The 24,921-nt window shown below is 44.2% G+C and carries 26 protein-coding genes and 1 tRNA gene; 23 read left to right on the top strand and 4 right to left on the bottom strand.

Annotation, left to right across the window (positions count from 1 at the left end):
• Positions 1–7 precede the first annotated feature (7 nt).
• On the bottom strand, positions 8–2,362 hold the full coding sequence (locus M0R47_RS01470) for a penicillin-binding protein 1A (RefSeq protein ID WP_292549293.1): 2,355 nt from the start codon (positions 2,360–2,362) through the stop codon (positions 8–10).
• A 284-nt stretch (positions 2,363–2,646) separates the two neighbouring features.
• On the opposite strand from M0R47_RS01470, the gene M0R47_RS01465 reads away from it, so the two are divergent.
• The 12 genes from M0R47_RS01465 (at position 2,647) to M0R47_RS01410 (ending at position 14,529) form a co-directional block, all read left to right on the top strand.
• Positions 2,647–3,708, top strand: a complete 1,062-nt coding sequence (locus M0R47_RS01465) for a pilus assembly protein PilM (protein ID WP_292549290.1) — start codon at positions 2,647–2,649, stop codon at positions 3,706–3,708.
• The gene (locus M0R47_RS01460; protein WP_292549287.1) at positions 3,708–4,280 is read left to right on the top strand and encodes a PilN domain-containing protein; all 573 of its coding nucleotides are present in this window, start codon (positions 3,708–3,710) and stop codon (positions 4,278–4,280) included. Before M0R47_RS01465 ends, M0R47_RS01460 begins: the two co-directional genes overlap by 1 nt.
• Positions 4,280–4,903 (top strand): type 4a pilus biogenesis protein PilO, encoded by a 624-nt coding sequence (locus M0R47_RS01455; protein WP_292549283.1) that lies wholly within the window; start codon positions 4,280–4,282, stop codon positions 4,901–4,903. The genes M0R47_RS01460 and M0R47_RS01455 overlap by 1 nt, the downstream gene beginning before the upstream one ends.
• A gap of 125 nt (positions 4,904–5,028) precedes the next feature.
• Positions 5,029–5,544 (top strand): pilus assembly protein PilP, encoded by a 516-nt coding sequence (locus tag M0R47_RS01450; protein ID WP_292549328.1) that lies wholly within the window; start codon positions 5,029–5,031, stop codon positions 5,542–5,544.
• A 15-nt stretch (positions 5,545–5,559) separates the two neighbouring features.
• Positions 5,560–7,914: a type IV pilus secretin family protein gene (gene pilQ / locus M0R47_RS01445; protein WP_292549280.1), complete on the top strand. Its 2,355-nt coding sequence runs from the start codon at positions 5,560–5,562 to the stop codon at positions 7,912–7,914.
• A 73-nt stretch (positions 7,915–7,987) separates the two neighbouring features.
• The gene (aroK, locus tag M0R47_RS01440; RefSeq protein ID WP_292549278.1) at positions 7,988–8,512 is read left to right on the top strand and encodes a shikimate kinase AroK; all 525 of its coding nucleotides are present in this window, start codon (positions 7,988–7,990) and stop codon (positions 8,510–8,512) included.
• A 147-nt stretch (positions 8,513–8,659) separates the two neighbouring features.
• The gene (aroB, locus tag M0R47_RS01435; RefSeq protein WP_292549275.1) at positions 8,660–9,739 is read left to right on the top strand and encodes a 3-dehydroquinate synthase; all 1,080 of its coding nucleotides are present in this window, start codon (positions 8,660–8,662) and stop codon (positions 9,737–9,739) included.
• A 64-nt stretch (positions 9,740–9,803) separates the two neighbouring features.
• On the top strand, positions 9,804–11,603 hold the full coding sequence (locus tag M0R47_RS01430; RefSeq protein WP_292549273.1) for an AAA family ATPase: 1,800 nt from the start codon (positions 9,804–9,806) through the stop codon (positions 11,601–11,603).
• Positions 11,604–11,682: 79 nt separating this feature from the next.
• A complete protein-coding gene (gene hemE / locus M0R47_RS01425) occupies positions 11,683–12,750 on the top strand; it encodes a uroporphyrinogen decarboxylase (RefSeq protein WP_292549270.1) in 1,068 nt (355 codons plus the stop codon).
• Positions 12,751–12,788: 38 nt separating this feature from the next.
• Positions 12,789–13,250 (top strand): DUF411 domain-containing protein, encoded by a 462-nt coding sequence (locus M0R47_RS01420; RefSeq protein ID WP_292549268.1) that lies wholly within the window; start codon positions 12,789–12,791, stop codon positions 13,248–13,250.
• Between the two features lie 17 nt (positions 13,251–13,267).
• Positions 13,268–14,311, top strand: a complete 1,044-nt coding sequence (gene glk / locus M0R47_RS01415; protein ID WP_292549265.1) for a glucokinase — start codon at positions 13,268–13,270, stop codon at positions 14,309–14,311.
• Between the two features lie 142 nt (positions 14,312–14,453).
• A tRNA-Thr gene (locus M0R47_RS01410) sits at positions 14,454–14,529 on the top strand.
• Between the two features lie 101 nt (positions 14,530–14,630).
• Here M0R47_RS01410 and M0R47_RS01405 read toward each other — a convergent pair.
• From M0R47_RS01405 to M0R47_RS01395, 3 genes are all read right to left on the bottom strand, one after another.
• Entirely contained in the window at positions 14,631–15,620 is a 990-nt protein-coding gene (locus tag M0R47_RS01405) for a tyrosine-type recombinase/integrase (RefSeq protein WP_292549261.1), read from the bottom strand.
• 118 nt (positions 15,621–15,738) lie between these two features.
• Complete coding sequence (locus M0R47_RS01400) at positions 15,739–16,122, bottom strand: hypothetical protein (RefSeq protein ID WP_292549259.1); 384 nt, start codon at positions 16,120–16,122, stop codon at positions 15,739–15,741.
• 126 nt (positions 16,123–16,248) lie between these two features.
• Positions 16,249–16,515 carry a DNA-binding protein gene (locus tag M0R47_RS01395; protein WP_292549256.1) on the bottom strand — a complete coding sequence of 89 codons (267 nt, stop codon included), beginning with the start codon at positions 16,513–16,515 and terminating at the stop codon, positions 16,249–16,251.
• 98 nt (positions 16,516–16,613) lie between these two features.
• Here M0R47_RS01395 and M0R47_RS01390 point away from each other — a divergent pair, with 98 nt between their 5' ends.
• The 11 genes from M0R47_RS01390 (at position 16,614) to M0R47_RS01340 (ending at position 24,753) form a co-directional block, all read left to right on the top strand.
• On the top strand, positions 16,614–16,823 hold the full coding sequence (locus M0R47_RS01390) for a hypothetical protein (RefSeq protein ID WP_292549253.1): 210 nt from the start codon (positions 16,614–16,616) through the stop codon (positions 16,821–16,823).
• A 2-nt stretch (positions 16,824–16,825) separates the two neighbouring features.
• A complete protein-coding gene (locus M0R47_RS01385; protein WP_292549250.1) occupies positions 16,826–17,305 on the top strand; it encodes a hypothetical protein in 480 nt (159 codons plus the stop codon).
• Positions 17,298–17,480, top strand: a complete 183-nt coding sequence (locus tag M0R47_RS01380) for a hypothetical protein (RefSeq protein WP_292549247.1) — start codon at positions 17,298–17,300, stop codon at positions 17,478–17,480. Before M0R47_RS01385 ends, M0R47_RS01380 begins: the two co-directional genes overlap by 8 nt.
• Positions 17,481–17,653: 173 nt before the next feature.
• Positions 17,654–17,917 (top strand): hypothetical protein, encoded by a 264-nt coding sequence (locus M0R47_RS01375; protein ID WP_292549245.1) that lies wholly within the window; start codon positions 17,654–17,656, stop codon positions 17,915–17,917.
• A gap of 798 nt (positions 17,918–18,715) precedes the next feature.
• Entirely contained in the window at positions 18,716–19,057 is a 342-nt protein-coding gene (locus tag M0R47_RS01370; protein WP_292549243.1) for a hypothetical protein, read from the top strand.
• A 244-nt stretch (positions 19,058–19,301) separates the two neighbouring features.
• Positions 19,302–19,529, top strand: coding sequence for a major coat protein (locus M0R47_RS01365; RefSeq protein ID WP_292549241.1), 228 nt, complete (start codon positions 19,302–19,304; stop codon positions 19,527–19,529).
• 42 nt (positions 19,530–19,571) lie between these two features.
• Entirely contained in the window at positions 19,572–21,218 is a 1,647-nt protein-coding gene (locus M0R47_RS01360; RefSeq protein ID WP_292549238.1) for a hypothetical protein, read from the top strand.
• On the top strand, positions 21,218–21,547 hold the full coding sequence (locus M0R47_RS01355) for a DUF5455 family protein (RefSeq protein ID WP_292549236.1): 330 nt from the start codon (positions 21,218–21,220) through the stop codon (positions 21,545–21,547). Before M0R47_RS01360 ends, M0R47_RS01355 begins: the two co-directional genes overlap by 1 nt.
• 19 nt (positions 21,548–21,566) lie before the next feature.
• Positions 21,567–21,827 (top strand): helix-turn-helix transcriptional regulator, encoded by a 261-nt coding sequence (locus M0R47_RS01350; protein ID WP_292549233.1) that lies wholly within the window; start codon positions 21,567–21,569, stop codon positions 21,825–21,827.
• A 54-nt stretch (positions 21,828–21,881) separates the two neighbouring features.
• Complete coding sequence (locus tag M0R47_RS01345; protein ID WP_292549230.1) at positions 21,882–23,282, top strand: zonular occludens toxin domain-containing protein; 1,401 nt, start codon at positions 21,882–21,884, stop codon at positions 23,280–23,282.
• Between the two features lie 169 nt (positions 23,283–23,451).
• Positions 23,452–24,753 (top strand): hypothetical protein, encoded by a 1,302-nt coding sequence (locus M0R47_RS01340; RefSeq protein ID WP_292549229.1) that lies wholly within the window; start codon positions 23,452–23,454, stop codon positions 24,751–24,753.
• Positions 24,754–24,921: the final 168 nt, after the last annotated feature.

The raw sequence follows: 24,921 nt of genomic DNA, 5'->3' as shown, positions 1-24,921 counted from the left end.
TATCCTATCAAAACAGGTCTTCAGTCAATTTTTCATCGGGCTGATTAGAGCCGGCTATAGAGCCACCAGGTGCAAAACTGGTTGGTACATGTTCCGATTGAAAGTACTCCCATATCCCTCCTTTATCTGCGGCGGCTGCTAACAAGCCGGTTTCAGGTCTTATGAACGCTTTGACGATACCTTCCGGCATTTCAAGCGGGGTTTCCGGGGTGTCTTTTAAGGCTATTCGCATAAACTCTACCCACATCGGCAACGCAGCTACGCCGCCGGTTTCAAGATTTCCCAGGGGCGAAAAGTCATCAAATCCGATCCATGCGGTCGCAACATTGGTTTGCGTATAGCCATTGAACCAGGCATCTCTCTGTTCGTTGGTGGTTCCTGTTTTTCCAGCAAGATCTTGTCTGCCCAATACTTTTGCGCCTGTTGCCGTGCCATGTTGAACGACATCTCTTAATAGCGAATTCATCAGGAAACAAATTTGCGGCGTAATAATCCTCGGGGCGTAGTTGCGGTTTAATTCCTGGCTACTGTCGCAGGCAGGACAGGCTGTTTTAGGCTTGGCTTGGTAAATAATTTCGCCTTCGTTGGATTCAATGCGTTCAATAAAATAAGGTTTGACCAGGAAGCCGCCGTTGGCAAATGTGGCGTAAACCCGTGCCATTTGCAGTGGAGATGCATAACCGCTACCCAATGCCAAAGAGAGGGTCTTGGGTATTTGATCTTCAATAAAACCAAAGCGCAATGCCGTCTCGACCGCTTTTTCAATACCCATTTCCTTCAATAAGCGAATGGAAATAATGTTTCTTGAATGAGTGATAGCCGCTCTGATGCTGGTCGGGCCGTAGAATTTCTTGCTGTAATTCTCCGGCCGCCACTCATTTTCCTGGCCCGGATTGTCGATGACGATGGGCGCATCATTAATCAGGCTGGCGGAGGTGTAACCTTGTTCCAGAGCCGTAGTGTAAATGATGGGCTTAAAGCCTGACCCCGGCTGTCTTTTTGATTGGGTCGCGCGATTGTATTTGTTGCGGTAAAAATCGAAGCCGCCGGTTAACGCTAAAATGGCGCCATTAGCAGGGTTTAGTGAAACTAATGCCCCCTCTGCCTCGGGTACTTGCGTTAAAGCCCAAGTATTATTAGGCAGTTGACGAACGCGGATAATATCGCCGGTTTTTAATAGGGTTCCGATAGGGCTGCCGGCCCATTTAATGTTTTCCCACGGTATTTCTATGACAGTGCGGTCTTGAAGGCTGGCCGTTGCGAGATTATTTTTTAACTGTAGAACCGTGGCAGGCAGCGTATCGCCGATGACCGGGAGTTCGTCTACAGAACGTGGACGAGGAGCGTGAGCAGGAGCGGAAGCTTCACTGGCTTTGTTAATGCGTAAGTGGCGATAGCCGTGGCGTTGATCATAGGCATGCAAGGCACTGGCAAGCGCCTCATTTGCGGTAGTTTGCAGCGCACCGTTTATTGTTGTGTAGACCTTAAATCCGGATGTGTAGGCTTGCTCGCCGTAGAGCTCGAAAATTTTTTGCCTCACCATTTCGGCTAAATAAAGCGCTGAAATCTCAGGTGTGACCGATTGCAGCTTTGCGGTAGAGGGTTGCCGGGATGCATTCTCATATTCCTGTTGAGTAATATGGTTAAGTTCAAGCATGCGGTGCAAGACATAGTTGCGCCTTTCAATCGCCCGTAGCTCATTAGTAATGGGATTATATATAGACGGCGCTTTAGGTAAGCCGGCAATCATGGCGTGTTCGGCCAGGCTCAGCTCGGTTAAGGATTTGCCGTAATAGACTTGAGCGGCGGCGGCAATGCCATAGGCCCTGTGGCCCATGAAAATCTGGTTTAAGTAGAGTTCCAGTATTTTATTTTTCGGGTACTCGTGCTCTATTTTTAACGCCAGCATTATTTCTTTTAACTTACGGGTGTAAGTCTTTTCGCTACTAAGCAGGAAGTTGCGGGTTACCTGCATGGTGATAGTGCTGCCGCCCTGTTTTTTCTTGCCGGTTAAGGCAAGTTGCAGTCCTGCCCGAAGCAGACCTTTAAAGTCGACGCCGGGATGCTCATAATAACTGTCATCTTCTGCGGCAATGAACGCATTAATGAGTTGTTGCGGGACATCTTCTATATTAACCGGTGTGCGTTTCTTTTCGCCAAATTGAGCAATCAGCTGATTATCTCTGCTGTAAATACTTAAAGGCGTCTGGTACTGGACATTATGCAGGGCCTTAACATCAGGCAGGTCGGCGGAGAGCTTGTTGTATAAAAAATAGCCCGAAATTGCCGAGCCCAAAGTTATGGTCATAAAAAAAATAGCAAACCATTTTAGGATTTGTCCGCTTAATGTTTTTTTTGCCACAAGTGATCCTGGGAAGCTGCGCAATAAATAAAAGCCTAAGCTTTAAAAGAATATAAAGATACGTTTTTGTTAAATGTCGACTGAAACTTTTCTGCTGAAGATAAAAACAATTGGCTGAGCAAATAAATTGAACATTTTAAGCATCAAAATAAAAAAGGCTACTATACTTTTGCGAGTAAATAAGTTTTGGATTGTAAATTATAGCTGACGACTGCAAAGGCGGATTTTTGCTCCTCGGTAATTGATCGATCGCATTATTCATCAAGTTTTTCAAGGGTTAATTCATGAGTTGGTTTAGTCAGAAACAGAGTGCGGTGCTTGGTATTGACATCAGTACGGCAGCTATAAAGTTACTCGAATTGAGCAAGGTTGGCGCTCGTTACCGGGTTGAGAGCTATGCCGTAGCACCTTTGCCGCAAGATGCTGTTATTGACAAAAATATAGCCAACATTGAAGTGATAGCTGATGCCATAAAAACAGCTTTAAAACAATCCGGTTCAAAGTTAAAGCAAGCATCTGTCGCTGTTGCAGGCTCTTCAGTGATGACCAAGGTTATACCCATGTCTGCTTCACTGAGCGATGATGAAATGGAAGAACAGATTATGGTTGAAGCTGACCAGTATGTGCCTTATTCGCTTGACGAGGTCAATTTCGATTTTGAGGTGCAGGGCGAAAATGAAAATAACCCTGAAATGGTCAATGTGCTGCTCGCGGCATCGAGAAAAGAAATTATTGAGGATCGTGTGGAAGTGCTGGCGAAGGCGGGCTTAAAGGCCAAAATTGTCGATGTAGAAGCTTTTGCAATGGAAAATGCTTTCACCTTGCTGATTGACCAATTGCCGGATGCGATAGAAGGTCAAACGGTCGCCATTGTGGACATTGGGGCAACCATGACCTCCTTAAATGTTCTTTATAATTCCCGTACCGTATATACAAGAGAACAAGGCTTTGGCGGTAAACAGTTGACCGAAGAAATTCAGCGTCGCTACGGATTGACGTATGAGGAGGCCGGCTTGGCAAAGAAGCTGGGCGGCCTTCCGGACAATTATGCCGTTGATGTGCTTGAGCCGTTTAAACGGGCGATGGTCCAGCAAATTCAGCGGTCGATACAGTTTTTTGCTTCATCGAGCGCGAACAGGCGCATCGATTGCCTTATTCTGGCGGGTGGATGCGCATCAATACCCGGTATCGACAAATTGGTTCAACAAGGTGTAGGGGTGCCTACTGTTATAGCGAACCCATTTATCAACATGGCTTTATCCAGCAGAGTGAAGCCTCAGTCATTGAGCAATGATGCTTCCGCAATGATGATTGCATGCGGGTTGGCATTGAGGAGCTTTGACTAATGGCAAAAATCAATTTATTACCTTGGCGTGAAGAGCTACGGGCGCAGAAAAAACAGGACTTTATCAATGCTATTGGCGTGTCTGTTTTGGTTACAGCGGTTATTTTTGCCGGGGTTCATATGTATATAGAAGGACTTAAAGCATATCAGGAACAAAGAAATAAAATAATGCAGGACGAAATAACGCTGCTGGATAAGAAAATTGAACAAATTAAATCGATTGAGGAGCAGAAAAGTAAGTTGCTTACCAAAATAGAATTGATCCAGAAGTTGCAGGAAAGTCGTCCTGAGATTGTGCATTTGTTTGATGAGCTTCCCAGGGTTACACCTGACGGGGTATTCCTGGCTACCTTCAATCAGAAGGGTGCAGAGCTGACTTTTCACGGCAAATCCCAATCCAATGCGCGCGTTTCAGCTTTCATGAGGGCGATTGAGGCCTCAGCTTGGTTAAAAGTCCCAACGCTTGACGTGATTCAGTCGACAACCAAAGTTAGCCCTGAGCAGTTAAGTGATTTTACTTTGCATGCCAAGCAAGGTAATCAAAATGCGCAAGTTGCGGCTGGAGGAAAATAATGAATCTTTCAGAAATTAATTGGGATCCTAATGAGGCAGGGACTTGGCCATTGCCTATTAAAGTGGCAACGATCGTAGCAATTTGCGGCCTGGTTTTTGGCGCGGGTGTTTACTACGACACGCTTGATCAGTTGGCGGCGCTTGATGCTTCTGAGAAGAAAGAGCTGGAATTGAAGCAATCATTTGAGACCAAACAAAAAAAATCGATCAATCTTCCTGACTATCAGCAGCAATTGGCGCAAATTGAGACGCAACTGGAGGATATGATTCGCCAGATGCCTACAAAAGAAGAAGTTGCAAGCTTATTAATTGATATTTCTCAGACAGGGCTGGCCAGCGGTTTGGAGTTCAGGTTATTCAAACCCGGCGCTCCAATACGTAAAGACTTCTACTTTGAGCTGCCAATCAATATTGAGGTGATTGGCAAATATGAGGAGCTGGGTTTGTTTGTCAGTGGTTTAGCCTCATTGCCTCGAATTGTTACCGTACATGACGTAAATATTATCCCGGAAAGTAAGGATGCTAAAGAAAGGAAAATGAGAATGAATGCCACTGTAAAGACTTATAACGAAGGGGTTAAAGAAGAAACGACAGCGGTTAAAACAAAAAGAGGGAAAAAGTAATGGAATACAACAAGTTATTGTCATCTCGGTGGTTGCTCCCTGAGTCACTCTACCTTCCCTGTTCTTGGTGGCATGCCAAGAAAGTGTTTTCCCCGGCCTTGAGAACGCGCGCCCCCCAAACAGCGATGCAGATTAGCTGCCTGGTTTTTGCAGTGTTCCTGACCGGGTGCGGCAATGATGATTTCTCAGATTTAAACCGCTACATCTCGGAAGTTAAAGCCAGGCCTAAGGAACCCATTAAACCCTTGCCTGAAATCAAGGTGATTGAGCCGTTTATGTTTAAACCGGAAGGCCTGCGTGATCCGTTTAAGCCGCTGGAACAGCCGGAACAGGCTGAGGGCGCTGATGTTTCAGCGGGCAGCGGTATAAAGCCCGATACCACCCGGCGTAAAGAGGAGTTGGAAGCATTTCCTTTGGATGGCTTGAGAATGGTTGGTACTGTAGATATGAAGTCGAGCTTGTGGGGCTTGATAAAGGCGAGCGACGGCACAGTTTATCGCGTCAAGGTTGGAAACTATATGGGCAAAAATTACGGAAAAATTATACGGATAGTCAGCGACAAAATTGAATTGATGGAAATAGTCCCTGATAAGCCGGGAACGTGGCATGAACAACCCGCTTCAATAGCATTGACAGAGTGATTCTAAGGATAAAAAATGAATAATAAAAAAGGCAATGCCGTAGTAAACACACTCAGGGCACAAGATAAAGCGTGGCGACTATTATGGACGCACATTGGGTTGGGATTATTTTTATTTATCTTTCAAGCTGCATCTGTTAGAGCCGGCGAGCTGGCGTTATCGGGCATAGACTTCGCGACGCAGCCAGATGACAAGCTGCAAATTGAAATGACAATGACGGGGCCGGCTATTACCCCGCAAGTATTTAAGACGGATAACCCCGCGCGGATTGCCTTGGACTTTTCGGGTGTAAAAAGCGCGCTGCCAAAAAAAATGTACCCGGTAAATCAAGGAGCGGCGAGCAGTGTTTATGTGGTTGAAGCCGCCGGCAGAGTTCGTGTCGTTGTTAACCTGATGGAGTCAATACCATTTGAAACCAAGCTGGTTGGCAATAAGGTGCTGTTGACCCTGAGCCATGCAAAGGCGGTAACGTCTGCTGCAAAGCCAGTTGCCGGAAAGTCAGCGGCAACTCCAACTATCCCTGCAACCTCTGCTCCAACGAAGTCAGTTAATTCGGTGGTTGCAGCCTTAATACCCGCGCAAGATATTAGCGGATTCGACTTTAAACGTGGCGACAAAGGTGAAGGGCGAATACTGATTTCTTTGGCTAACCCTAATACCATTGTCAATTCCAAAAAACTAAACGGGAAAGTTGTCATAAGCTTTTTAAATACCCGGCTGCCTTACAGCCTGGCTAAACGCTTGGATGTTTCCGAGTTTGCAACGCCTGTTAAGTTTATTGATACGGTCTCATCCGGCCAGCAAACCACAATTACCGTGGCCATGCAAAATGAGCTTTATGACTATTCCGTTTTTCAAGCGGACGGGATGTTGACTGTTGAGTTTCGTCCGTTAAGCAATGAAGAGAAAGATGCGCTGGACAGAGCGCGTACCAAATATACTGGCGACAGGTTGTCTTTAAATTTTCAGGAAATTGAAATACGTAGCGTTATTGCAATCCTGGCTGAGTTTACCGGACAGAATGTAGTGGCAGGTGACGATGTAACTGGCACGATTACTCTAAAGCTGGATGATGTGCCTTGGGATGAAGCATTGGACTTTATCATGATGACCAAGGACCTGGGCAAGTATGAGACCGGCAATGTCACACTGATTTCACCGTTGGACAAAATCAAAGACTACAAGAAAAAACAACAGGAAACAGAAAAAGTTGTTGAGCAATTAGATCCGTTGGTGACTGAATATATCAAAATCAATTATGCCAAGGCCGAAAACTTTAGAAATTTATTAAACGGCCAAGATACCGGCACTTTTGGTGCTTGCGGAGTGACTGGAGCTGCTGCCGGCTCATCGACTTCAACCGGAAGCATATCATCGGCCTCCACTGGAGGTTCTTTGACGGATGGGCAAGCAAGCCAAGGGGTGGGAGCAAAAGGCTCAGAGGTAAATAATGACAAGTTCGGCTTGCTTTCGCTTCGTGGATCGGCCGTTGTCGATGCCAGAACCAATACTTTGATTGTGCGGGAAACGGCAAAGCGGCTGGAGGATATAAAGAAACTGATACGTAAGCTTGACGTTCCTGTCCGGCAGGTAATGATTGAAGCGCGCGTTGTTATTGCCGATGACAGTTTTACTGAAAATTTAGGTGTCAAGTTTGGGGCGGCAAAAGCAGGATTTCTTAGCTCTAATAAGGCCTTTGCAATTGGCGGCAGCGGGACTAGAAGTGATATGACCACGGCAGGCCAGGAGCTAACAGTAAATGATTCGCTGGTTGATTTGGGAGTGACAGCATTGTCCGCAACCCCGCCGGGCGCTCTAGGTATGACGCTCGCCAGAGGCGCGGATTATGTGTTGAATCTTGAGCTTCAGGCATTACAAATTGAAGGAAGAGGGGAAATAGTATCCAATCCAAGAGTGATGACTATGGACCGCTGCATGGCAGTGATGATGCAAGGTGTGCAAATTCCGGTTACAACGCAAGGGAGCGCAAATACACCGGCAACAACGACTTATATTGATGCAGTCCTTAAGTTAAATGCAACGCCGCAGATTACTCCCAGCGGATCGGTTATCATGAATCTATTGATTACGAAGGACAATGCGAATGATACCAGTAACCCGGTATCAGGCAATCCTGGTATCGATAAAAGGGAGATTAAAACCTCGGTACTTGTTGAGGATGGTGAGACCGTAGTTTTGGGAGGGGTTTATGAAGGCACCGAATCAATAGGCAAAAATAAGATCCCGTTTTTTGCCGATATACCGGGTATCGGGTTTTTATTTACCAATTCAACGGAAAATAAAACGAAGAAAGAATTGCTGATTTTTGTTACCCCAAAAATCATGAAAGATAATATAGCTAGTGATTGATTGCTTCTACTTGGAGCGAAAAGGGGGCATAATGCCCCCTTTTTTAATGGTTTAACCCGCAGGAAGGCAGGTCATGGCGCGATCAGAGAATATATATTTAGTTGGCCTCATGGGTGCAGGAAAAACTACGATAGGACGGCAGTTAGCTAGGGCGCTAAAACTGCCTTTCTATGACAGCGACAAAGCAATTGAAGAAAGAACCGGCGTAGATATTCCAACCATATTCGAGTTTGAGGGAGAAGAAGGCTTTAGGGATAGGGAGCAGAAAATGATTCAGCAATTGACGCAAATGGAGGGGATTGTACTGGCTACCGGTGGCGGCGCGGTTTTGCGTGAAGAGAATCGCAGGTTATTGAAAGAAAATGGCTTTATAGTCTATCTGCAATGCTCGGTAGAAAGAATCCTGGAACGGACGCGCCGAGACACGCAACGTCCCCTGCTGAAGACCGATAATCCCAGGGATCGGATAGAAAGTTTGTTCGCACAGCGCGAGCCGCTGTATTTGTCGTGCGCGGACTTTAAAATTGATACAGGTATCATGCAGAGCAAAGAAGTTGTCAGTCACATTTTAGAAGAATACAACTCCGCTAATCGTTAATAAACAAAATATCGGCAATTGTCCCTGTATTGCTCTACCTCTCGCGTTAATGAAATCGTATAGGTCGGGTTAGAATAGTGCAATCCGACACAAAGCGGTAAATATCAGGTTACGTCACGCTAACCCAATCTACAAACGTTAATAAACATGAAACAATTACTGGTTGAATTGGGTGACCGCAGTTACCCGATCTATATCGGCTCCGGTTTGTTGAGCCAGTCTGAGCTTTTTATAAGGCATATAAAGTCCAAGCAGGTTGTTGTGGTTACCAATGAAACCATTGCTCCCCTGTATTTAAACGCAGTTCTAAATAATTTGCAGGGCTATACTGTCGAAACAGTGATTTTGCCCGATGGTGAGCAATTCAAGACTTTAGATTTTGTAACTCAGATTTTTGATAAACTGCTGGCCAGCAAGTTTAGCCGTAATGCCACCCTCATTGCTTTAGGCGGCGGTGTTATTGGTGATATGGGCGGTTTCGCTGCCGCCTGTTATCAACGAGGCATTTCTTTTTTGCAGATACCCACCACATTGCTGGCACAAGTCGATTCTTCGGTAGGAGGCAAAACCGGAGTTAACCATCCGTTAGGCAAAAACATGATCGGCGCTTTTTATCAGCCGCAATGCGTTATTGCCGATGCCGATGTTTTGGATACATTGGATGACCGTCAATTATCTGCAGGTCTGGCCGAAGTGATTAAATACGGCCTGATCAGGGATGCTGAATTCTTTGAATGGCTGGAAAGCAATGTCGATGCGTTACTGGCCAGAGATAAGCAAGCATTGGCTTATGCCATTGAACAGTCGTGCATCAATAAAGCCGAAATTGTCGCCGAGGATGAAACCGAAACCGGAGTCAGGGCGACGTTAAACTTGGGCCATACTTTTGGGCATGCCATAGAAACCGGCGCCGGTTACGGTAAATATCTGCATGGCGAAGCCGTTGCGATCGGTACCTGTCAGGCCGCCGATCTTTCCAAAAGAAAAGGCTGGCTAAGTGAGGAAGATGTCGCAAAAATTATTGCGCTATTTAAAAAAGCCAGACTGCCCGTACTTCCACCGGAACAAATTGACGCAGACCGATATCTGGAATTAATGGCGGTGGACAAAAAGAATGTAGACGGCCAAATCAGACTGATTCTGTTAGAAAAAATCGGCAGGGCAACATTGCCTGTAAACGTAGACCAACACTTACTGGAGATGACACTTAAAACCTATGGTAGATGATGATACTTTTACTTATCATGTGAAACAGCAGTCGGCTGATCAGATAAATAGGCCCGCTCAGTCATTGATAACAAAGGAACGAACACAGAAGCTTGATTTATTAATTCATCTGCTTTCAAATCTGACCCAGGCCCTTGTTGTCTGCGGTCCGGAAGGTATCGGTAAAACGACGCTGCTTAAAATTCTGCAAGAGCGCAAGACTGAATCATGGCGGTACTGTCTTATACAAGGTAATGCCACCGTAAGTTTTGAGGCGGTTCAGGAGCAGCTGTTTAGAGCTCAGTCTGTTCAGTCGTCATCAACGGCTGCGGGGCGGTCTGCAAGTCAATATAAACAAGTTGTATTAATTATTGATAATGCCGGTGCATTGGTTCCCGGCCTGACCGCGGCAATCATCCAATACGCAGCGGCAAGTCCCGCTTTAAGGGTGGTTTTTGCTTTAACGCATGATGAATTGCAAGTGAAGCGGGTATCGGATCGAGCGATCGATGATTGTCATATCGTTGAAATTCCTTCCTTGTCGGAAAAGCAATGCGGCGATTTTTTACAGCACTTGTCAACGAAGCCTTATGCAAACGTGTCGTTTAAAGCCATCGACGACAACATGGTGACGCATATCTACCGTGAGACGCACGGAATTCCGGGAAGGATTATCGCCGAGATATCCGGTCTATCTTCCGGTGCTAAGCAAGGTGGAAAATTGAAATGGCTACTTGTGCTTGCTGTTGCTACGGCAATTGCTATAGCGGTAGGCGCTCAGTGGCTAATGTCATCGGCCATTGCTCCTGCATCGCCTAAAGCGCCTACTGCTGGTGCTCCACCTCCTGATCTGACTTCCATGGATGGAGGAAATGCCGCGAGGCTGCCGGGAGCCGTCGTGGACATGCCGTCGTCAAAAGACAATGCTAAAGAAGCAATGGCGCCTGCTACTGTCGAGCAGAAAGCGAACAGTACTGAAGTGGCCCCGCCACAGCCGGAATCTCAGATAGTGCTCCCGCTGCCGCCTGCTCAGCAGCCGGCAAATGGCGCGAAAGGTGCGTTAGAGCCTTCGGTCGAAGTCAATGTAAACAGGGAGGGTCGACAGGCTGTCACTCCCGCGGCAAAGCCTGAGGCAGCCAGCATGGCTGCTGATAAGCGGTTAGCAAGTGATGCGGCTCATCCCACAGCAATTGCCCCGGCATCCGTACAGTCGCCGACAGATCCTATGCCGCTTGGGGGTGGGCAGGATAAACCCAAGCAGCCGGAGTTAACTAAAACGGTTAATAGTGTTGAGCCGCCTGCCGCTCAGAATTTGGAAGTTAAAGGTCAACCCGTGCCGGCAGCTACAGTTGAAGTAGACCTGAAGCCGGACAAGAAGCAATCTGACGGTGCGCAGCAGAAAACGGCTGGCCGGCTTTGGGCTTCGCAGGAAAAATTAAAACAAGCGGAATTGAAAGCTCCCCTTAATAGTGTAGAGCCGTTTACACCCAACCAGGTACCGCAAAATCCCGTAAAAGTTACAGCAATCCCTGAAGAGCGAACCATAGAAACGGCAACGCTTCAGCAAACGGAGCCGGGCCGCCTCGCTTCCCTACCGATAGCGACGCTTCCGTCATCCCCGGCTGTCGAAGCATCATTGCCACCGTCAGCAGATAATTTCACGTTGCAGCTTATGGTGTTATCGAAGCAGTCATCGGCGGATGACATACTCAAAAAATACCCGGCATTGGGGCCGGATATTAGAGTCATCAGGACGCTAGCGAAAGGCAAAGAGAAGTTTATTTTGGAATATGGCTCATATCCTGATGCCGCATCAGCAAACAAAGCAAAAGAATCCTTGCCCTTTGAATTCCACAAAGCCTTGGTAAGGAAAGCAGGTCGATAACACATAGCTTGTATCAACAGGCTTATATGTTGCCCATGGGCTAAAAACACCCTAATTTTAAACCGGAACAATTAAATTCATGACCGCATTAAAAAACGATACTTTTATTAAAGCGCTGTTAAAACAACCTGTGGAGTACACACCGATCTGGATGATGCGCCAAGCGGGGCGTTATTTGCCGGAATATCGCAAAGTCAGGGAGCAGGCCGGCAGTTTTATGAATCTGTGCACCAATCCTGAACTGGCCTGTGAAGTCACCCTGCAGCCGCTGCGGCGCTTTGGCTTTGATGCGGCGATCCTGTTTTCGGATATTTTGACCGTGCCTGATGCGATGGGACTGGGGCTTCATTTTACCGAAGGCGAGGGGCCTAAATTCACCCATCCGGTCAGAACGGCGGCGGACGTCAATAAACTGCCGATCCCGGATCCGGAAACAGACTTGCGTTACGTAGTTGATGCGGTCCGGCTAATAAGAAAAAACCTGCAAGGCAGCGTGCCGTTAATCGGTTTTTCCGGCAGCCCCTGGACGCTGGCGACCTATATGGTTGAAGGCGGCAGCAGCAAGAGCTTTCAAAAAGTTAAAAGCATGATGTACGAGCAGCCCAAGTTGATGCATGTCATGCTGGATAAACTGGCGCAGTCGGTCGCGGCCTATTTGAATGCCCAGATTGAAGCGGGCGCTCAGGCGGCCATGTTGTTCGATACCTGGGGCGGCATGTTGGCGACCGAAGATTATATCGAGTTTTCCTTATACTACGCCAAGCAAGTCCGGTCATTGCTTAACACAAACGTAAACGGACAGCAGATTCCCACCATCCTGTTCACTAAAGGCGGCGGGCTCTGGCTGGAAGCCATGGCCGATTCCGGCTATGATGCCTTGGGCCTGGATTGGCAGACCGATATACAACAAGCGCGCGCCAGAGTGGGTCATCAGGTTGCCTTGCAGGGTAATATGGATCCGGTTGCGCTTTATGCAAATCCTGAAGTCATTACCGAAAAAGTGAAAACCATGTTGCATAAATACGGTTCGGGTTCAGGCCATGTGTTCAACCTGGGGCACGGCATTTTGCCCGATATGAACCCTGAGCATGTTAAAGCGATGGTTGATGCCGTGCATGAATACAGCCGGGCTTATCATCAGGCATAAGCATTGAAAATAATCTAATCAACAAAGGGGTTTCGACCATGAAAATACTGAAAACTTTTTTGGCAACCGGATTGCTCGTTGTCAATGTGGGCGTTAGTGCAAAAGGCCCGGACAAACCAATCGATATCGTCGTCCACAGAAGCCCAACCTGTACCTGCTGCGGCAAATGGGTGGAGCATTTGAAAGACAATAATTTCAATGTGGAAGATATCGTTACCGAAAACGTACAGGCCATAAAGGATAAACATGGCGTTACCAGAGAAATGGCGTCCTGTCACACCGCCATCGTCGACGGCTATGTCGTTGAAGGTCATGTGCCTGCAAATGACATTAAAACCTTATTAAAAACCAAGCCTAAAGTTGTCGGTATTACAGTTCCCGGTATGGTCAACGGTAGCCCCGGCATGGAAATGGGCAACAAAAAAGAACCTTATAAAGTGGTGAGTTTCGATCATGAAAACCACACCAAGGTGTTCAACAACTATGAAGGCACGAGATGATTCATGACGGGCTATCCATGCCCGCCCCTCTTCCGGCGCGTCGCGCGCAAACCCGCTCCAGGCGGATTTGTCTGGCTGGCGACGTAGGTGGCACAAAAACCATCCTGGCGTTGTTTGAAACCGAAGAAAATGATGTTAAGTGTTTAAAAAAAGAACAATTTTCAAGCAGTAATTATCAAACGTTTACTGAATTATTAACATCATTTTTGACTGACGCAGAACGCTTACAGATAACAGCCGTTTGCCTCGGAGCGTCCGGCGTTATTGCCAACGGCAGCTGCAAAACAACCAACTTGCCGTGGGCGCTCAGCAGCAAGGAAATCGGCGAGCAGGCCAAGACTCAAAATGTCTGGTTGTTGAATGACCTGGAAGCTACGGCATGGGGCTTGTTGGACTTGCCTGAGCACAATTTTGTCGAACTAAATCCCGACGCACAACGACAGCCAGGCAACATTGCCGTGATTGCCGCCGGAACCGGCTTGGGAGAGGCAATAATGTCTTGGGATGGCGCTGAATATCATATTATTGCCACTGAAGGTGGACATGCTGATTTTGCACCGACTACTGAGCGGGAAATAGAACTGCTCAGGTACGTGCTGGAAAAATACCCTGGGCACATTAGTTGCGAGCGGCTGATATCGGGTGAAGGGCTTGTCAACATTTATCAATTCCTCAAACACATCAACTACGCACCAACAAATCCGGAAACCGAGCGACACATGGCAGAGCAAGACCCAGCCGCAGTCATAGGCGAAGCGGGTGTTGCCGGAAGCGATGTGTTATGCGTTGAAGCGTTAAAATTGTTTTGCAGGCTATATGGTGCAGAATCAGGAAATCTGGCGTTAAAGTGCCTGCCTTATGGCGGGGTTTATCTGGCCGGAGGCATCGGCGCAAAAATCTTGCCCATGCTGCAACAGGATGAATTTATGCACGGCTTTCTGGCAAAAGGACGGTGCCGGGCCGTGTTGGAAAAAATATCGGTTAAAGTATGCACCAACCCTGAGGTCGCCTTATTGGGCGCGTTAAACTACGCAAAAAGAACGGCTAAGCTAATGCTATGACATCGGAGGGGGGTATATCTGTTACAGTAAAATTACATGTTAAGATGTAGTCGGAGGGCTATAAGTGTACTGGCTAACTATCAGTCGATAGCAAAGTTTTAAATGGTCTGACAGTGGTACTCTAAGGTACGATGGCACTAAAGCCGATGTAGCTCAGTTGGTAGAGCAACTGATTCGTAATCAGTAGGTCACGGGTTCGACTCCCGTCATTGGCTCCATAAAATCAATATGTTATGGTATTTCAATGTTAATTATTTTTTGAAGTGTCCATAAAGTGTCCATTTCTTCATGTTCTTCTAAATATGTTAAGGAAAAAAGGTTAAGCTTGCGAATCAATTGGATTGAATTTAATTGCTTCTTCTAAGTGTTCGGGTGCTAAGTGAGCATAACGCATAGTCATCAATAAACTTCCATGCCCTAGAATTTTTTGCAGAACTAAAATGTTTCCTCCATTTTGGATAAAGTGACTTGCAAATGTATGGCGTAATACGTGGCTCATTTGTCCAGGGGGCAGGGTAAAGGATAGGTTTTTGATTCGACGTTTTAGTGTTGAATAGGCATATTTAAAAACTTTGCCTTCTCTGATGGGTAGGGATTTAAAAAAGTCGGTTGAAATTGGAACCGTTCTATTTTTTCCGTTCTTGGTGGCTCGGTAGGTGATTGAGTTGGGCTTTATGTCGGTATTAAGCAAATTTTCCGCTTCGCTCCATCTTGCGCCGGTTGCAAGGCATATTCGGGCGATGTGGTAACAATCGCTTTCTTTGCTTTTTTTAAGCTCTTCTAATAGTTCATTGATCTGGCTGGATGTTAAAAAGGTTAGTTCTTGTTCATCAAGTTTTAGTTTTCTGATTTTTGCTATGGGGTTTTCTTTCTTCCATTCGCCGATTCGGGTTAGCTCGTTAAAAATAGCTGAAAGGTAAACGTGTTCATGGTTGATCGTGTTGGCGCTGACTCCGGTTTTTAATCGTTCGTTTCTGTAGTTGGTAAAGTCTGAGCTTTTAAGATTTTCAGCGCGTGGGTTGCCAAGTCGTGTGCATAGGTTGTTGACCATTAAAAGCCGGTTTTTTCCGTCTTTTAGATTCTGGCCGTGTGCTGAATACCATAGTTCAATTAAGTCTGATAGTTTGCGTTTATCAGTGTCTGTTGTTGGTTCCCAGTCTTTAGATTTTGTTTTGTTGGCTTTTATCCAGGCTTCCCAACGTAGGGCTTCGGCTTTGGTTGCTATGTTGGTTTTTCTGTAACGCTTTCCGTTTGTGCCGTTTGGTCTAATGTCAACGTCCCATTTTCCTGAATCGTTCTTTTTAATCATATCTGATTGGCCGATGTGCTTAGGCCCGTAGTGTCGAGGTATCTAGAATTGGTAATGTTTGTGTTTTTTGACACAAACAAATGATGAATGTTTGTATGTACATACGAACAAGATATTTCTATAAAAATCTACATTCCTCTTCGCCGTTTTTCAAGATCTTGCAAATTCGTGATTTATTTTTTGGATTTATTTGTTGCTGGATCTGTTTGGTGGGCTTTTGATGCTGTATGAGGTGGTTTGTTTCGGGGTTTTTTAAATTATCAAGTGTATTTGATGGCGTTAATATTTTTCCTGATTTAATTGAGTGTTTGTTTGGTAATAAATTAAACACAAGGAAGAATGCTGTTAAGCCTACTAATACATAGAGTATTGTTATAAAGGTGGATTTTCTGCAGAACGCTTCGTAAGCTTTTTTTATTTCTGGGCGGTATTTTGATTTTTTGCTTTCTGCTTCGCGTAATCTTGCACTTTTTTTCATGTAATCTCGGTCTTGAATACCCATTGATCTTCTCTAAGTAATGCTTACATTGTATAAGTAACGGCTTACATCAGTTGCTTTGCTTTTGCTTTCGGCTTTAATCCGGTTTAGGTTTAACCGTCCCCCATTGTGTCAATGCCCGCCTTGCGGTTAAGTACCCGTTGACAGATTTTTTCTTGCTTCCTCTATTTCTGGGCTGATTTGTCCGGCTTCGGGCAATGTTAAACCTGTTGTTATCCAATAGGCATACTCTGGCCATAGGTTAACTATCGCTTCAATATGTTCTTGCTGCGCTCTTACTCTTGATCTTTTTAGATTCGCCCACTTCATTCTATCTATTCCTGTTTTTTCTACTAGTTCGGTAGGCGTTATATCTTTGAAATCTATTAATTTATTAATTCTGTCTCGTATATCCATAAAATATTTATTGTGCAACTATTGCATTATTGCCTTAATCGTGCAATAATTGCACATCTTTTCAATAAAGCACATTACAGCACTATAAGGGGTCAAACATGGAAGGTCAACAGCAAAGTTTGCAGTGTTCATCAATTATGGTTTGCACTGTTTCTAAGTTCGCTGAACATTCCGGCATGGAAGAAGGAGTGGTTATTGGCTGGATAAAGAAGGGTTATTTGCCTGTTAAAAGAATTGGTAAATATACACTTATTAACTTAGCTCTATTTAATCAAGAGCTGTTATCTGATGAATCATTCGGAGATTAGCCATGACTACAATTTCATTATCTCGTGAGAAAGTTATTTCAACTGTTGATTTTATTGTTGAACAATATGAAAAGGCACAAGTAAGCCGGTGGGAAGAAATAAGATTGGTAATTAGTCCATCTGTTGGGGAATATTGTCATTGGCGTGATTGTTTTTTGAGAGATTGGGAGAGAGTAAGGTCAAAACTACAAGGGATATTGTTATTACTTTCTGATCTTTCTGATTCAGATGATTTGATTAAATACCTTAAATGTTCTAAAGAAAAAGTAACTGATTTATGGTCCCAATGTGGTGTTGATCTTACATCGTTACAACATCCTGAATATAAAGTATCTATTGCTGGTGGTAATCAAGTTCGCGCTTTGGTATCCGATTCATTAGGGCAGGGTGGCATTACTAATCGATCTGTTTTTGTTCATGAGTCCGAGTATTCATTTAACGATGAATATAACCAACAAAAGCAGGGTGGCAATCATGAATAGATTTGAATGTTTTCTTTTGGGTTGCGGTATTGCTTTTTTTTGCGTTGTCATTATCTACGGCGCTTACATTACTGGTTATGACGAAGCTATGAAACTCTGCGCCGATCATCCTGCCGAATGTAAGGTTTTATTTACTAATGAAGGCACTCGGGGGCTTATCAATGCGCTTCGCTAAACGTCGTCTTTTAATCCGTCTGTTATGGGCTTTTGTTTCCAATGGCGTAACCCCTTTTATTCTTGGCGCATGGTTCGCATTTTTTCTAACTTCTGGCGCAGTGTTTGATGCTTTTGCGACTTTTGACGAGTCCGGCTTAGGTATTTGCAAGGTAGCCACTAAGGGGGCAAACAATGATTGAAAAAGCAACTGGTTCATTAGGTAATGGGATGGTATTTCTTCCGCCTAAATCATCATCAAATAAAAAAGTATCTGATCGTGTATTCAGAACCGCATTAAGGCCGGATTTATATTTAAAACTAGAGCTTGAAGCTCAAGAACGTGGGGGCCTTACGCCTTATAAGCTCACTCAGATACTTTTAACCATGTATATCGAAGGCAAATTGAAAGTAGTCGAAGATTTACACGCTGATTCCGATTTAGCCGATCAGCAATAAAGGCGTATTAACAGATTTCGGGCTTCGGATTATTCAATGACTTTTATGATTTCTTTATTTTTTCTAACTCTGCCGGGGCGTTTTATTGCCTCGGCGTTCTGGGTATGCCCCTCGGAGTCGGTCGGTCGGTCGCAGGACTCGTACAAAACATGAGGCTTCATGCAGTCCAGGGCGCGGGTGCTTTTTCCGCGGGCGTAGCCTTTACCCTTGACGGCATGAACCCATGTTTTAGAGTCCGTCCGCGATTGACCAGCCGACGTAGAGGGAAAGCATGCCCAGGTTGTCGAGGGATATGCTCTGAGGGTGAGGGAGGGAGGGAGCATTCAAATAAAAGTCGTGGCAAAACCGCTGTACGAAACTGGTTAAGACTTAAAAGACGACATAGCGCAATAGCGAAAGGGATTGGAGTGTAAATCAACCGTTAAAGGTGATTTACGTAGACTTAGTTAAAAATTTATGGAGCTTGCGGAATAACATTTTTAACTTAGTCGTAGTTATCAGCTTTATCAGTTGATTGGAACGGAAAGCCCGGCCCGTAGGGTTCGCGCAATAACAAACAACTTATTTAAAATGTTAGATAAAAATCATTAAAAAGAGTGCATCAAAAGCGGTTTTTCGAATGCTCAGCTAGCTAGGGATAACCAGTATTTGAATCCAAGATTAGAAGCGCCGGTTTTTTCTCCGGTTTGAAAAATCGCTCTTAGTGTACTTTTCAAGTGCCTGAAAAAAGAACTGTTTATTGAATAAATAAGCAAAAAGACAAAACTAAACTAACCAAAATAAAAAAAGGGAAAAATCATGTCTAGCAATCTATTAGAAAACACCAGTTTATTAGCAAGAAAAGTTTGCATTGGAATTAACCGCTATTCTTCCGCAAGGGGTAAGGCTGCTTATATCAACTGTGTGGATTCTTACCCTGAGGGTGATGATTCGTACGGTCAGTTTCAGGCTCAGATACGTATTGATTATGATGAATTTGCACAGTTTGCACCTCATAAACCCAGCTTATTAAGTCCAGTCATAGTGACAATGGAAGGCCGCTTACAAGTCTTTGCCGGACAACAATCATTTGCATGCGATAAGGTCGTAAAGGTCGAACCTTATAAGCCTGTCGTTGCAACATCTAAAGCTTCTGCTTAGGAGTTTTATAAATGGATACCGCTTTAATCATTGATGCAATCATCGTTTGTACTATGTGTTTATCCTATTTTATGGGGTTCATAGCCGGGACATTGTTGATATGACACAAGCGGATATAGTGGAGTTGGTTGGCTGGCTCGTTAGTTGTTTTGGCAGCGGGATAGCCTCTAGCTTCGTTCTCCGGGCGTTTGTGAAATTAGCAAGCCCCATTTTGTTGAAATTTTTTAATTAAGGATTGTTTTTTATGAAAAAAATCAAAGTATTTTCCTTTATTGCTGCTTTTGTAGCTTTATTTGGATTTTCAATTGCACCTGCACAAGCCGCTTTAAATGCGGCTATTGCGCCGGCCTTTACCACTTTAAACGCTGATGCTTTGGAGTTGGTTGATTTGATCTGGCCGGTGTTAATTTCCGTCACAATTGCCTTTATCATCCTGCGTCTTTTCCCAAAAGCTGCAAACAAGGCCGTTTAATGTTGTTGGAACAGGGACGTTCCTTTTTACATTTTGAATCTTATGTTTAAATTCATTTTTTTATTTTTGCTTTCTTTTTCGTTTCCGGCATTGGCAGATAATTATCCAGCTGTTTATTCAAACGGTTATACCGTTACTGGTGTTTATTATCAAAACGCCTATACTGCGTGTCGGTCTTATGGTGGGAGCTCGTCGTGGCTTGAGGGTTTGACGTGTAATTTAACGTCCTCTTATTCCGTTCCTGTTTATGAAACACCAGGTTATTATAAAAGCTGTCCTGGGGGCGGCTATTTTAACGGCGTCCCTTATCCTGACGGCATGTGTATGAATGCGTCCGCTTGTGTTGCCCCTCAAGTTCGCCTGTCTACGGGGCTGTGTGGTGATCCGCCTCCTCATACCTGTGTTATTCCCGAAGATCCCACAAAAGCAAATTGTATTTTTCCCGACGATCAGCCTGCCGGTTTGAATTGTACTGACGGTTCTACTGTTTACCCTCCTATGGTCTGCCCTTATTCGCTCTGGGATTCGTTTTTCGCTCCCGATGAGGGCGAATCCCAGACCTGTTCTGATGGTATTGTCGCCACTTATCCTAGTTCCTGTTTTGAGCATTGGAAAATAACGGATGCTCAAAATCCTTTCGGTATGCAAAAATCAGTAGGTATAGTGTTGGGCACTATGGGCGGCGGTCTGGGGCCTAAGCCAGTTTTGCGTGTCGCCGGAACGCTTAATGATGGGTTGCCTTCTATTCGTGCGGTTTTGCCCTTAGAAGCTAAAATTAATCAAGCGGGTACGTCTGCTTATGCCGCTATTGATACATCAATTCCCAGTATTACGCTGGGTAAGGCTGTTTCTGAATATATTAAGTCGGCTCCTAGCTCTGCGTATGCTACCGGTCTTGCTTCTGCTGCTGTTGCTTTGGGTGGTATGGCTCTCGTTTTAAATTCTAACACCGGCACCTTAACGCCCGTGGGTTCTTCTGTTCCGTTAACGTCTAATCAGATTGGTGATTTAGCGTTGAGAACACATTCAACTAATCCTATTCCTTTAACTGAAATACAGCCGTTTATTGATTATGGACAAGTGCCTTGGTTGGAGCCTGCGTTAGATGCGATTGACGGTGATTTCAAGCGTGTTTATGATCCAGCCGGAACACAACCGGCTTTAAATTTTCCTAACATTAATCCGGGAACGCCATTTGTTACTCCGGGTTTTAGCCCTGATATTCCTCCTGTTGCGTCTCTTGGGCCTGATTCTCCTACTCAGTATCAGCAACCTACTGACCCTGCTCCTACAACTCAGCCTGATCCAGCTGTGAATCCGAATCCTACGGGTACAGATCAAACTACAGCACCAACGCCTTCGCCTGATCCTGAAACCCCGGTTGATCCTACGGTTTCAGAATTGCCGCCCACGCCCCCGACGTTGTACCCAGATACTTGGAAATATTTTGATTTTTTGCCAATGGCAAATCCTTTCATGTTTGATATTTCCCAGTATTTGCCAAAATTGCCGGAAACATCTTGTTATTATGAAATACATAGAACCTTTAATGTTCCGTTTTTAGGTCAAAAACATTTTGATTTTGCTCCGTGTGTTCCTTTACAGCCGCTCAGGGCAGTTTTGAATTGGGTTTTTGCGGTTATTACTGGGTTTGTTTGTTTTTTTATTATTTTTAGGAGTTCAATCTAATGTCTGTTTTGTTCGGTATTTTGATGAATTTTCTTGTTGATGTATTTGGCAAGATTGCGCTTCGTGCATCTTTTAAAATAGCTATTACGTTAGCGTTTATTTCTATTTTGGTTTCGGCTGTTTATGCCTACGTTAATACGTATTCGGTTATAGTGAATGGCATTTCTCAAACTGTCCCTGAAATAGTAAATGGGGTTTGGGGTTGGGTGATGCCGCCTAATACTAATGTTTGTATTTTTGCTATATTCTCGTGTTTTATGTTGCGGTTTATTACTCGTCAGTTTTTCAATTTATTAAACTGGCGGTTTCGTGCGGCTATTTCAAATTAATTTATTTCGGTTTCTATTTATGCTTATTGAAGTTCAACTTATTAAATTAGGGCCTCTTTCGCCTAGGCAAGCTGAGGTTGCAAAATTTATTGTTCAGGGATTAGTAGATAAGGAAATTGCTAGAGCGTTAGATATCAGTCTTAAAACTGTTCGGATTCACGTTAATGCTATTTATAAAAAATTGGGTATCTTGAATAAGCCTTTAAATCTTCGTATTACTGCATCTAATATGATGGTTTATGGGGGTATGTTTTCAATAACTTCTTCCTTTTCTTTTTGATGAATTTTAGATAACTATTGTTTCTAATTATCAAATATTACTAATGGTTTATTTATGCCGGGTTGGATTATTCAGGGTGTGCGCGGCGAAGGTAAATCTTTGGCCGCTGTTGGCAAGATTAAAGAGTATCTTTTACGTGGTCGGCCCGTTGCCACTAATCTTGATTTATATTTAGAAAATTTCTTACCAATGGATAACGGCGCGCTCTGTTATCGGCTTCCCGATCATCCAAGGTTAGAAGATTTTGAAATGCTGCCGCCTGCTTATGATTTGAGTTATAAGGCCGAGGATATGAATGGCCTTTTAGTTCTTGATGAGCTTGGCACCTGGTTAAACTCCCGTTCCTGGAATGATAAAACCCGCCTTAAGTTGCTGAATTGGCTTTTTTTGTCTAGGAAGCTTCATTGGGATTTGATTCTTTTGGCTCAGGATTTCGCAATGATTGATAGCCAGGTTCAATCTACGTTATGCGATTACTTAGTTCAGGCGTCAAGATTGGATAGACAGAAAATCCCTTATATTGCTCCTTTGCTTGAGCTGGTTGGCTTTAATTCTTTTATGCCTCGTATTCATCGTTACCATGTGTTTTACGGTCTTTCTACAGCTCAGCCTCCTATTGAAACATGGACGTTTACCGGTAAGGAGTTCTATGACGGTTATGATACTAATCAGCGTTTTAGGGACGGCTTAGAGTTTGTTGGTTCGGGTTTGGTTGATATGAGGGCCACTTATACTTATTTGCCAGCGTCTTATTTAACCGGTTATGTGCATGTTAAGCGCTTAGCTGATCAATTGGATGCGCTAAAGGTTAGGATTAATTTTAAAGGTGATAAAGAGTTTATGGCTATTCGAAAAAATCATAATTCCAGTTTAGCCCCTAAGATTAAGGTTATTTTGCTTTCTTTGGCGTTAGTTGGTTTTTTAATATGGCGATATGGTTTACGTGATAGTTCCGCGCCTTCTGTTGTCGGTCATGCTCCTGTTGCTGTATCAGTGCCGGTTCCTGTTCAACAGCCTGCTACGCTTCAACAGCAAATGGATGCTTCTTCGCCTTCCCATGCGGTTCAATCTTCTGCATCGCCTCCCGTACAGCCGCCGTTGGGTAACGTTAAGCCGGTAGCGTTGGAAACTGAAAGTTTTATTGATTATTTAATTAATCGTTACCGCCCTCGATTATCTGTTTCTGCGTTTTCGGTGGATAAGGGGTTTTTAGGTGATATTGATTTTTATGATAACTATGTTTTGGTCGAACGTTACCCGATCGATCATCTTCATGCGTTGGGTGTTGTGTTGATCCATAAGCCCTACGGTGCCGATATGGTTTACAAGGGTAAATCCTATATTGTTACCGCCTGGAAGCTGCCTGATTCTCCTGATCCTGTAGATACGGCTCAGCAATTATCTTCAGTTGGTTTTGCTAGTCCAGGGCAAGATAAGGAAGGAGTTATAAATTGAGTATAAAAAGCCGCGCGTTGTCGAGTTTCGAAGGCAACGCGCGGCTTTTTTTGATTAATTTCTACGTTGGGACGGCTCTGTAGCACGTCTTAATAAATTAAAGTAAATAATTCGTAGCGGTACAATGTGGAACATTGAAGCCCATACGAATTTTTAAAAGGGTTTGGAAATGGCTAAAGTGGTTAAGAATTGTCAGCGTTTTGATAAGGCAACATATGAGCCTTCATTGACGGGTAAAATTTTTATTGATCATTCCGGTGAAATGTTCGATTTTTCGAAAGATTGCATTGTTCATAACGGTTTAGATACGGTTAGGCAGTTATACGATGGCATGATGAGTCCTATTGTGCTTTCTAGTATTGAAACTGCTTATCAAGCTGGTTATGGTTGTCAGGTTGAGGTTGGCGGCTTTGTGTGGACTGTTGGTTCTGGTGGTAAGAGCGGTTATCGATACACGTTACGTAATCCAAATTTAGGCTTGGTTATGCTGGTTTCTTCAAGTTTTACTGAGGCGGCTTTTCAGGGTTCACATTTAAAGATTCAAGCGTCCCCGTCTTTCTTATTGTCTCGTTCTCTTCAAGATATTCAGTGTGATATGGATCATTTTGCATCGTTTATTTTTCAGGAAGGCTTTGGATATTCTGGTGTTGCGTTGCATTTGTGCATGGATGTGCAGGGTTGGGAGTTACCACCGGACCTGGATTCACGAATTACCACTAGAGCAAGGCGAATCATCCGGCATTCCGGTATTCAGGGGCTTGATTATGAGTTTAATGATGTTGCCGTTGTTTATGGCCGGGGCCAATCGTTTACGTTTGGTCAGCAATCAAGTTTGCAGTTTGCGGCTTATAACAAAACTAAAGCGATTGCTGATAAGAATGAAGAAGAGCTTTGGGTACCTGTTTGGGAAAAGTCAGGTTTTTATGATGATTCGCTGCAAGTGACCAGGCTTGAGGCTCGTTTTCATCATTCTGTCATTAGTCAATTTTCTAATGGTTCTGGTTTTGAAGCGTTTTGTTTGCTTGATCTTCAGGATCATTTGACGGGCCTTTGGCGTTATGCATTAAATAATTTTCGCTTAGACGATACTCGAACTTATATAAATCCGGCGTGGCAATTTTTCAGGGATGATGTTGTTTTTTATCATGAAATTAAAAAGGATATTGATTACAAGCGCTTGTATTTGAACCCGGATGCTCAAGGTAAGCCAACCGAGCGAGCTATAAAAATTTGCTTTGGTCATTTAACTTCAATTTTTCGTCGTAATGCGTTTAGTCTTAAAAAGGCGTTTGATTGTTTGCAAAAGTCGGGTTTATGGGAAAATTTGTTAGAATTGTATTTGAATAAAGGGAAGGGGGTTGCTGACATTTACCATGATTTGTTTAAGGGGTTAATGAAGCATCCGGTTGATTCTGATGTTCCTTACACGCCTTGGATTGATTTTGATGAGGCGTTTCCTGTGCCCTTTTGATGTCCATAAACTGTCCATTTTATAGAACTATGTAGCTCTATGAAGTACGGTTGTAGTTTTTTATGATGATGTTTTTATTAGTTTATTATTGTATAGTGCTTCAAAGTTCTGGTATTAAAAAGGTTTCGTAATCAGTAGGTCACGGGTTCGACTCCCGTCATTGGCTCC

The organism is Methylobacter sp. (assembly GCF_023227905.1).
GTDB lineage: Bacteria > Pseudomonadota > Gammaproteobacteria > Methylococcales > Methylomonadaceae > Methylobacter_A.
This window is presented reverse-complemented; position numbering and strand designations above follow the sequence as displayed.

What these genes read in the sequence shown, in the direction of transcription:
- M0R47_RS01355 (WP_292549236.1), top strand. Translation starts at nt 21,218, where the DNA reads ATGTCTGTTTTGTTCGGTATTTTGATGAATTTTCTTGTTGATGTATTT.
- M0R47_RS01455 (WP_292549283.1), top strand. Translation starts at nt 4,280, where the DNA reads ATGAATCTTTCAGAAATTAATTGGGATCCTAATGAGGCAGGGACTTGG.
- M0R47_RS01350 (WP_292549233.1), top strand. Translation starts at nt 21,567, where the DNA reads ATGCTTATTGAAGTTCAACTTATTAAATTAGGGCCTCTTTCGCCTAGG.
- M0R47_RS01340 (WP_292549229.1), top strand. Translation starts at nt 23,452, where the DNA reads ATGGCTAAAGTGGTTAAGAATTGTCAGCGTTTTGATAAGGCAACATAT.
- M0R47_RS01395 (WP_292549256.1), bottom strand. Translation starts at nt 16,515, where the DNA reads ATGGATATACGAGACAGAATTAATAAATTAATAGATTTCAAAGATATA.
- M0R47_RS01405 (WP_292549261.1), bottom strand. Translation starts at nt 15,620, where the DNA reads ATGATTAAAAAGAACGATTCAGGAAAATGGGACGTTGACATTAGACCA.
- M0R47_RS01380 (WP_292549247.1), top strand. Translation starts at nt 17,298, where the DNA reads ATGAATAGATTTGAATGTTTTCTTTTGGGTTGCGGTATTGCTTTTTTT.
- M0R47_RS01360 (WP_292549238.1), top strand. Translation starts at nt 19,572, where the DNA reads ATGTTTAAATTCATTTTTTTATTTTTGCTTTCTTTTTCGTTTCCGGCA.
- M0R47_RS01385 (WP_292549250.1), top strand. Translation starts at nt 16,826, where the DNA reads ATGACTACAATTTCATTATCTCGTGAGAAAGTTATTTCAACTGTTGAT.
- M0R47_RS01370 (WP_292549243.1), top strand. Translation starts at nt 18,716, where the DNA reads ATGTCTAGCAATCTATTAGAAAACACCAGTTTATTAGCAAGAAAAGTT.
- glk (WP_292549265.1), top strand. Translation starts at nt 13,268, where the DNA reads ATGCCCGCCCCTCTTCCGGCGCGTCGCGCGCAAACCCGCTCCAGGCGG.
- M0R47_RS01450 (WP_292549328.1), top strand. Translation starts at nt 5,029, where the DNA reads ATGCAGATTAGCTGCCTGGTTTTTGCAGTGTTCCTGACCGGGTGCGGC.
- M0R47_RS01390 (WP_292549253.1), top strand. Translation starts at nt 16,614, where the DNA reads ATGGAAGGTCAACAGCAAAGTTTGCAGTGTTCATCAATTATGGTTTGC.
- M0R47_RS01420 (WP_292549268.1), top strand. Translation starts at nt 12,789, where the DNA reads ATGAAAATACTGAAAACTTTTTTGGCAACCGGATTGCTCGTTGTCAAT.
- aroB (WP_292549275.1), top strand. Translation starts at nt 8,660, where the DNA reads ATGAAACAATTACTGGTTGAATTGGGTGACCGCAGTTACCCGATCTAT.
- M0R47_RS01375 (WP_292549245.1), top strand. Translation starts at nt 17,654, where the DNA reads ATGATTGAAAAAGCAACTGGTTCATTAGGTAATGGGATGGTATTTCTT.
- M0R47_RS01365 (WP_292549241.1), top strand. Translation starts at nt 19,302, where the DNA reads ATGAAAAAAATCAAAGTATTTTCCTTTATTGCTGCTTTTGTAGCTTTA.
- aroK (WP_292549278.1), top strand. Translation starts at nt 7,988, where the DNA reads ATGGCGCGATCAGAGAATATATATTTAGTTGGCCTCATGGGTGCAGGA.
- pilQ (WP_292549280.1), top strand. Translation starts at nt 5,560, where the DNA reads ATGAATAATAAAAAAGGCAATGCCGTAGTAAACACACTCAGGGCACAA.
- M0R47_RS01460 (WP_292549287.1), top strand. Translation starts at nt 3,708, where the DNA reads ATGGCAAAAATCAATTTATTACCTTGGCGTGAAGAGCTACGGGCGCAG.
- M0R47_RS01465 (WP_292549290.1), top strand. Translation starts at nt 2,647, where the DNA reads ATGAGTTGGTTTAGTCAGAAACAGAGTGCGGTGCTTGGTATTGACATC.
- hemE (WP_292549270.1), top strand. Translation starts at nt 11,683, where the DNA reads ATGACCGCATTAAAAAACGATACTTTTATTAAAGCGCTGTTAAAACAA.
- M0R47_RS01400 (WP_292549259.1), bottom strand. Translation starts at nt 16,122, where the DNA reads ATGGGTATTCAAGACCGAGATTACATGAAAAAAAGTGCAAGATTACGC.
- M0R47_RS01345 (WP_292549230.1), top strand. Translation starts at nt 21,882, where the DNA reads ATGCCGGGTTGGATTATTCAGGGTGTGCGCGGCGAAGGTAAATCTTTG.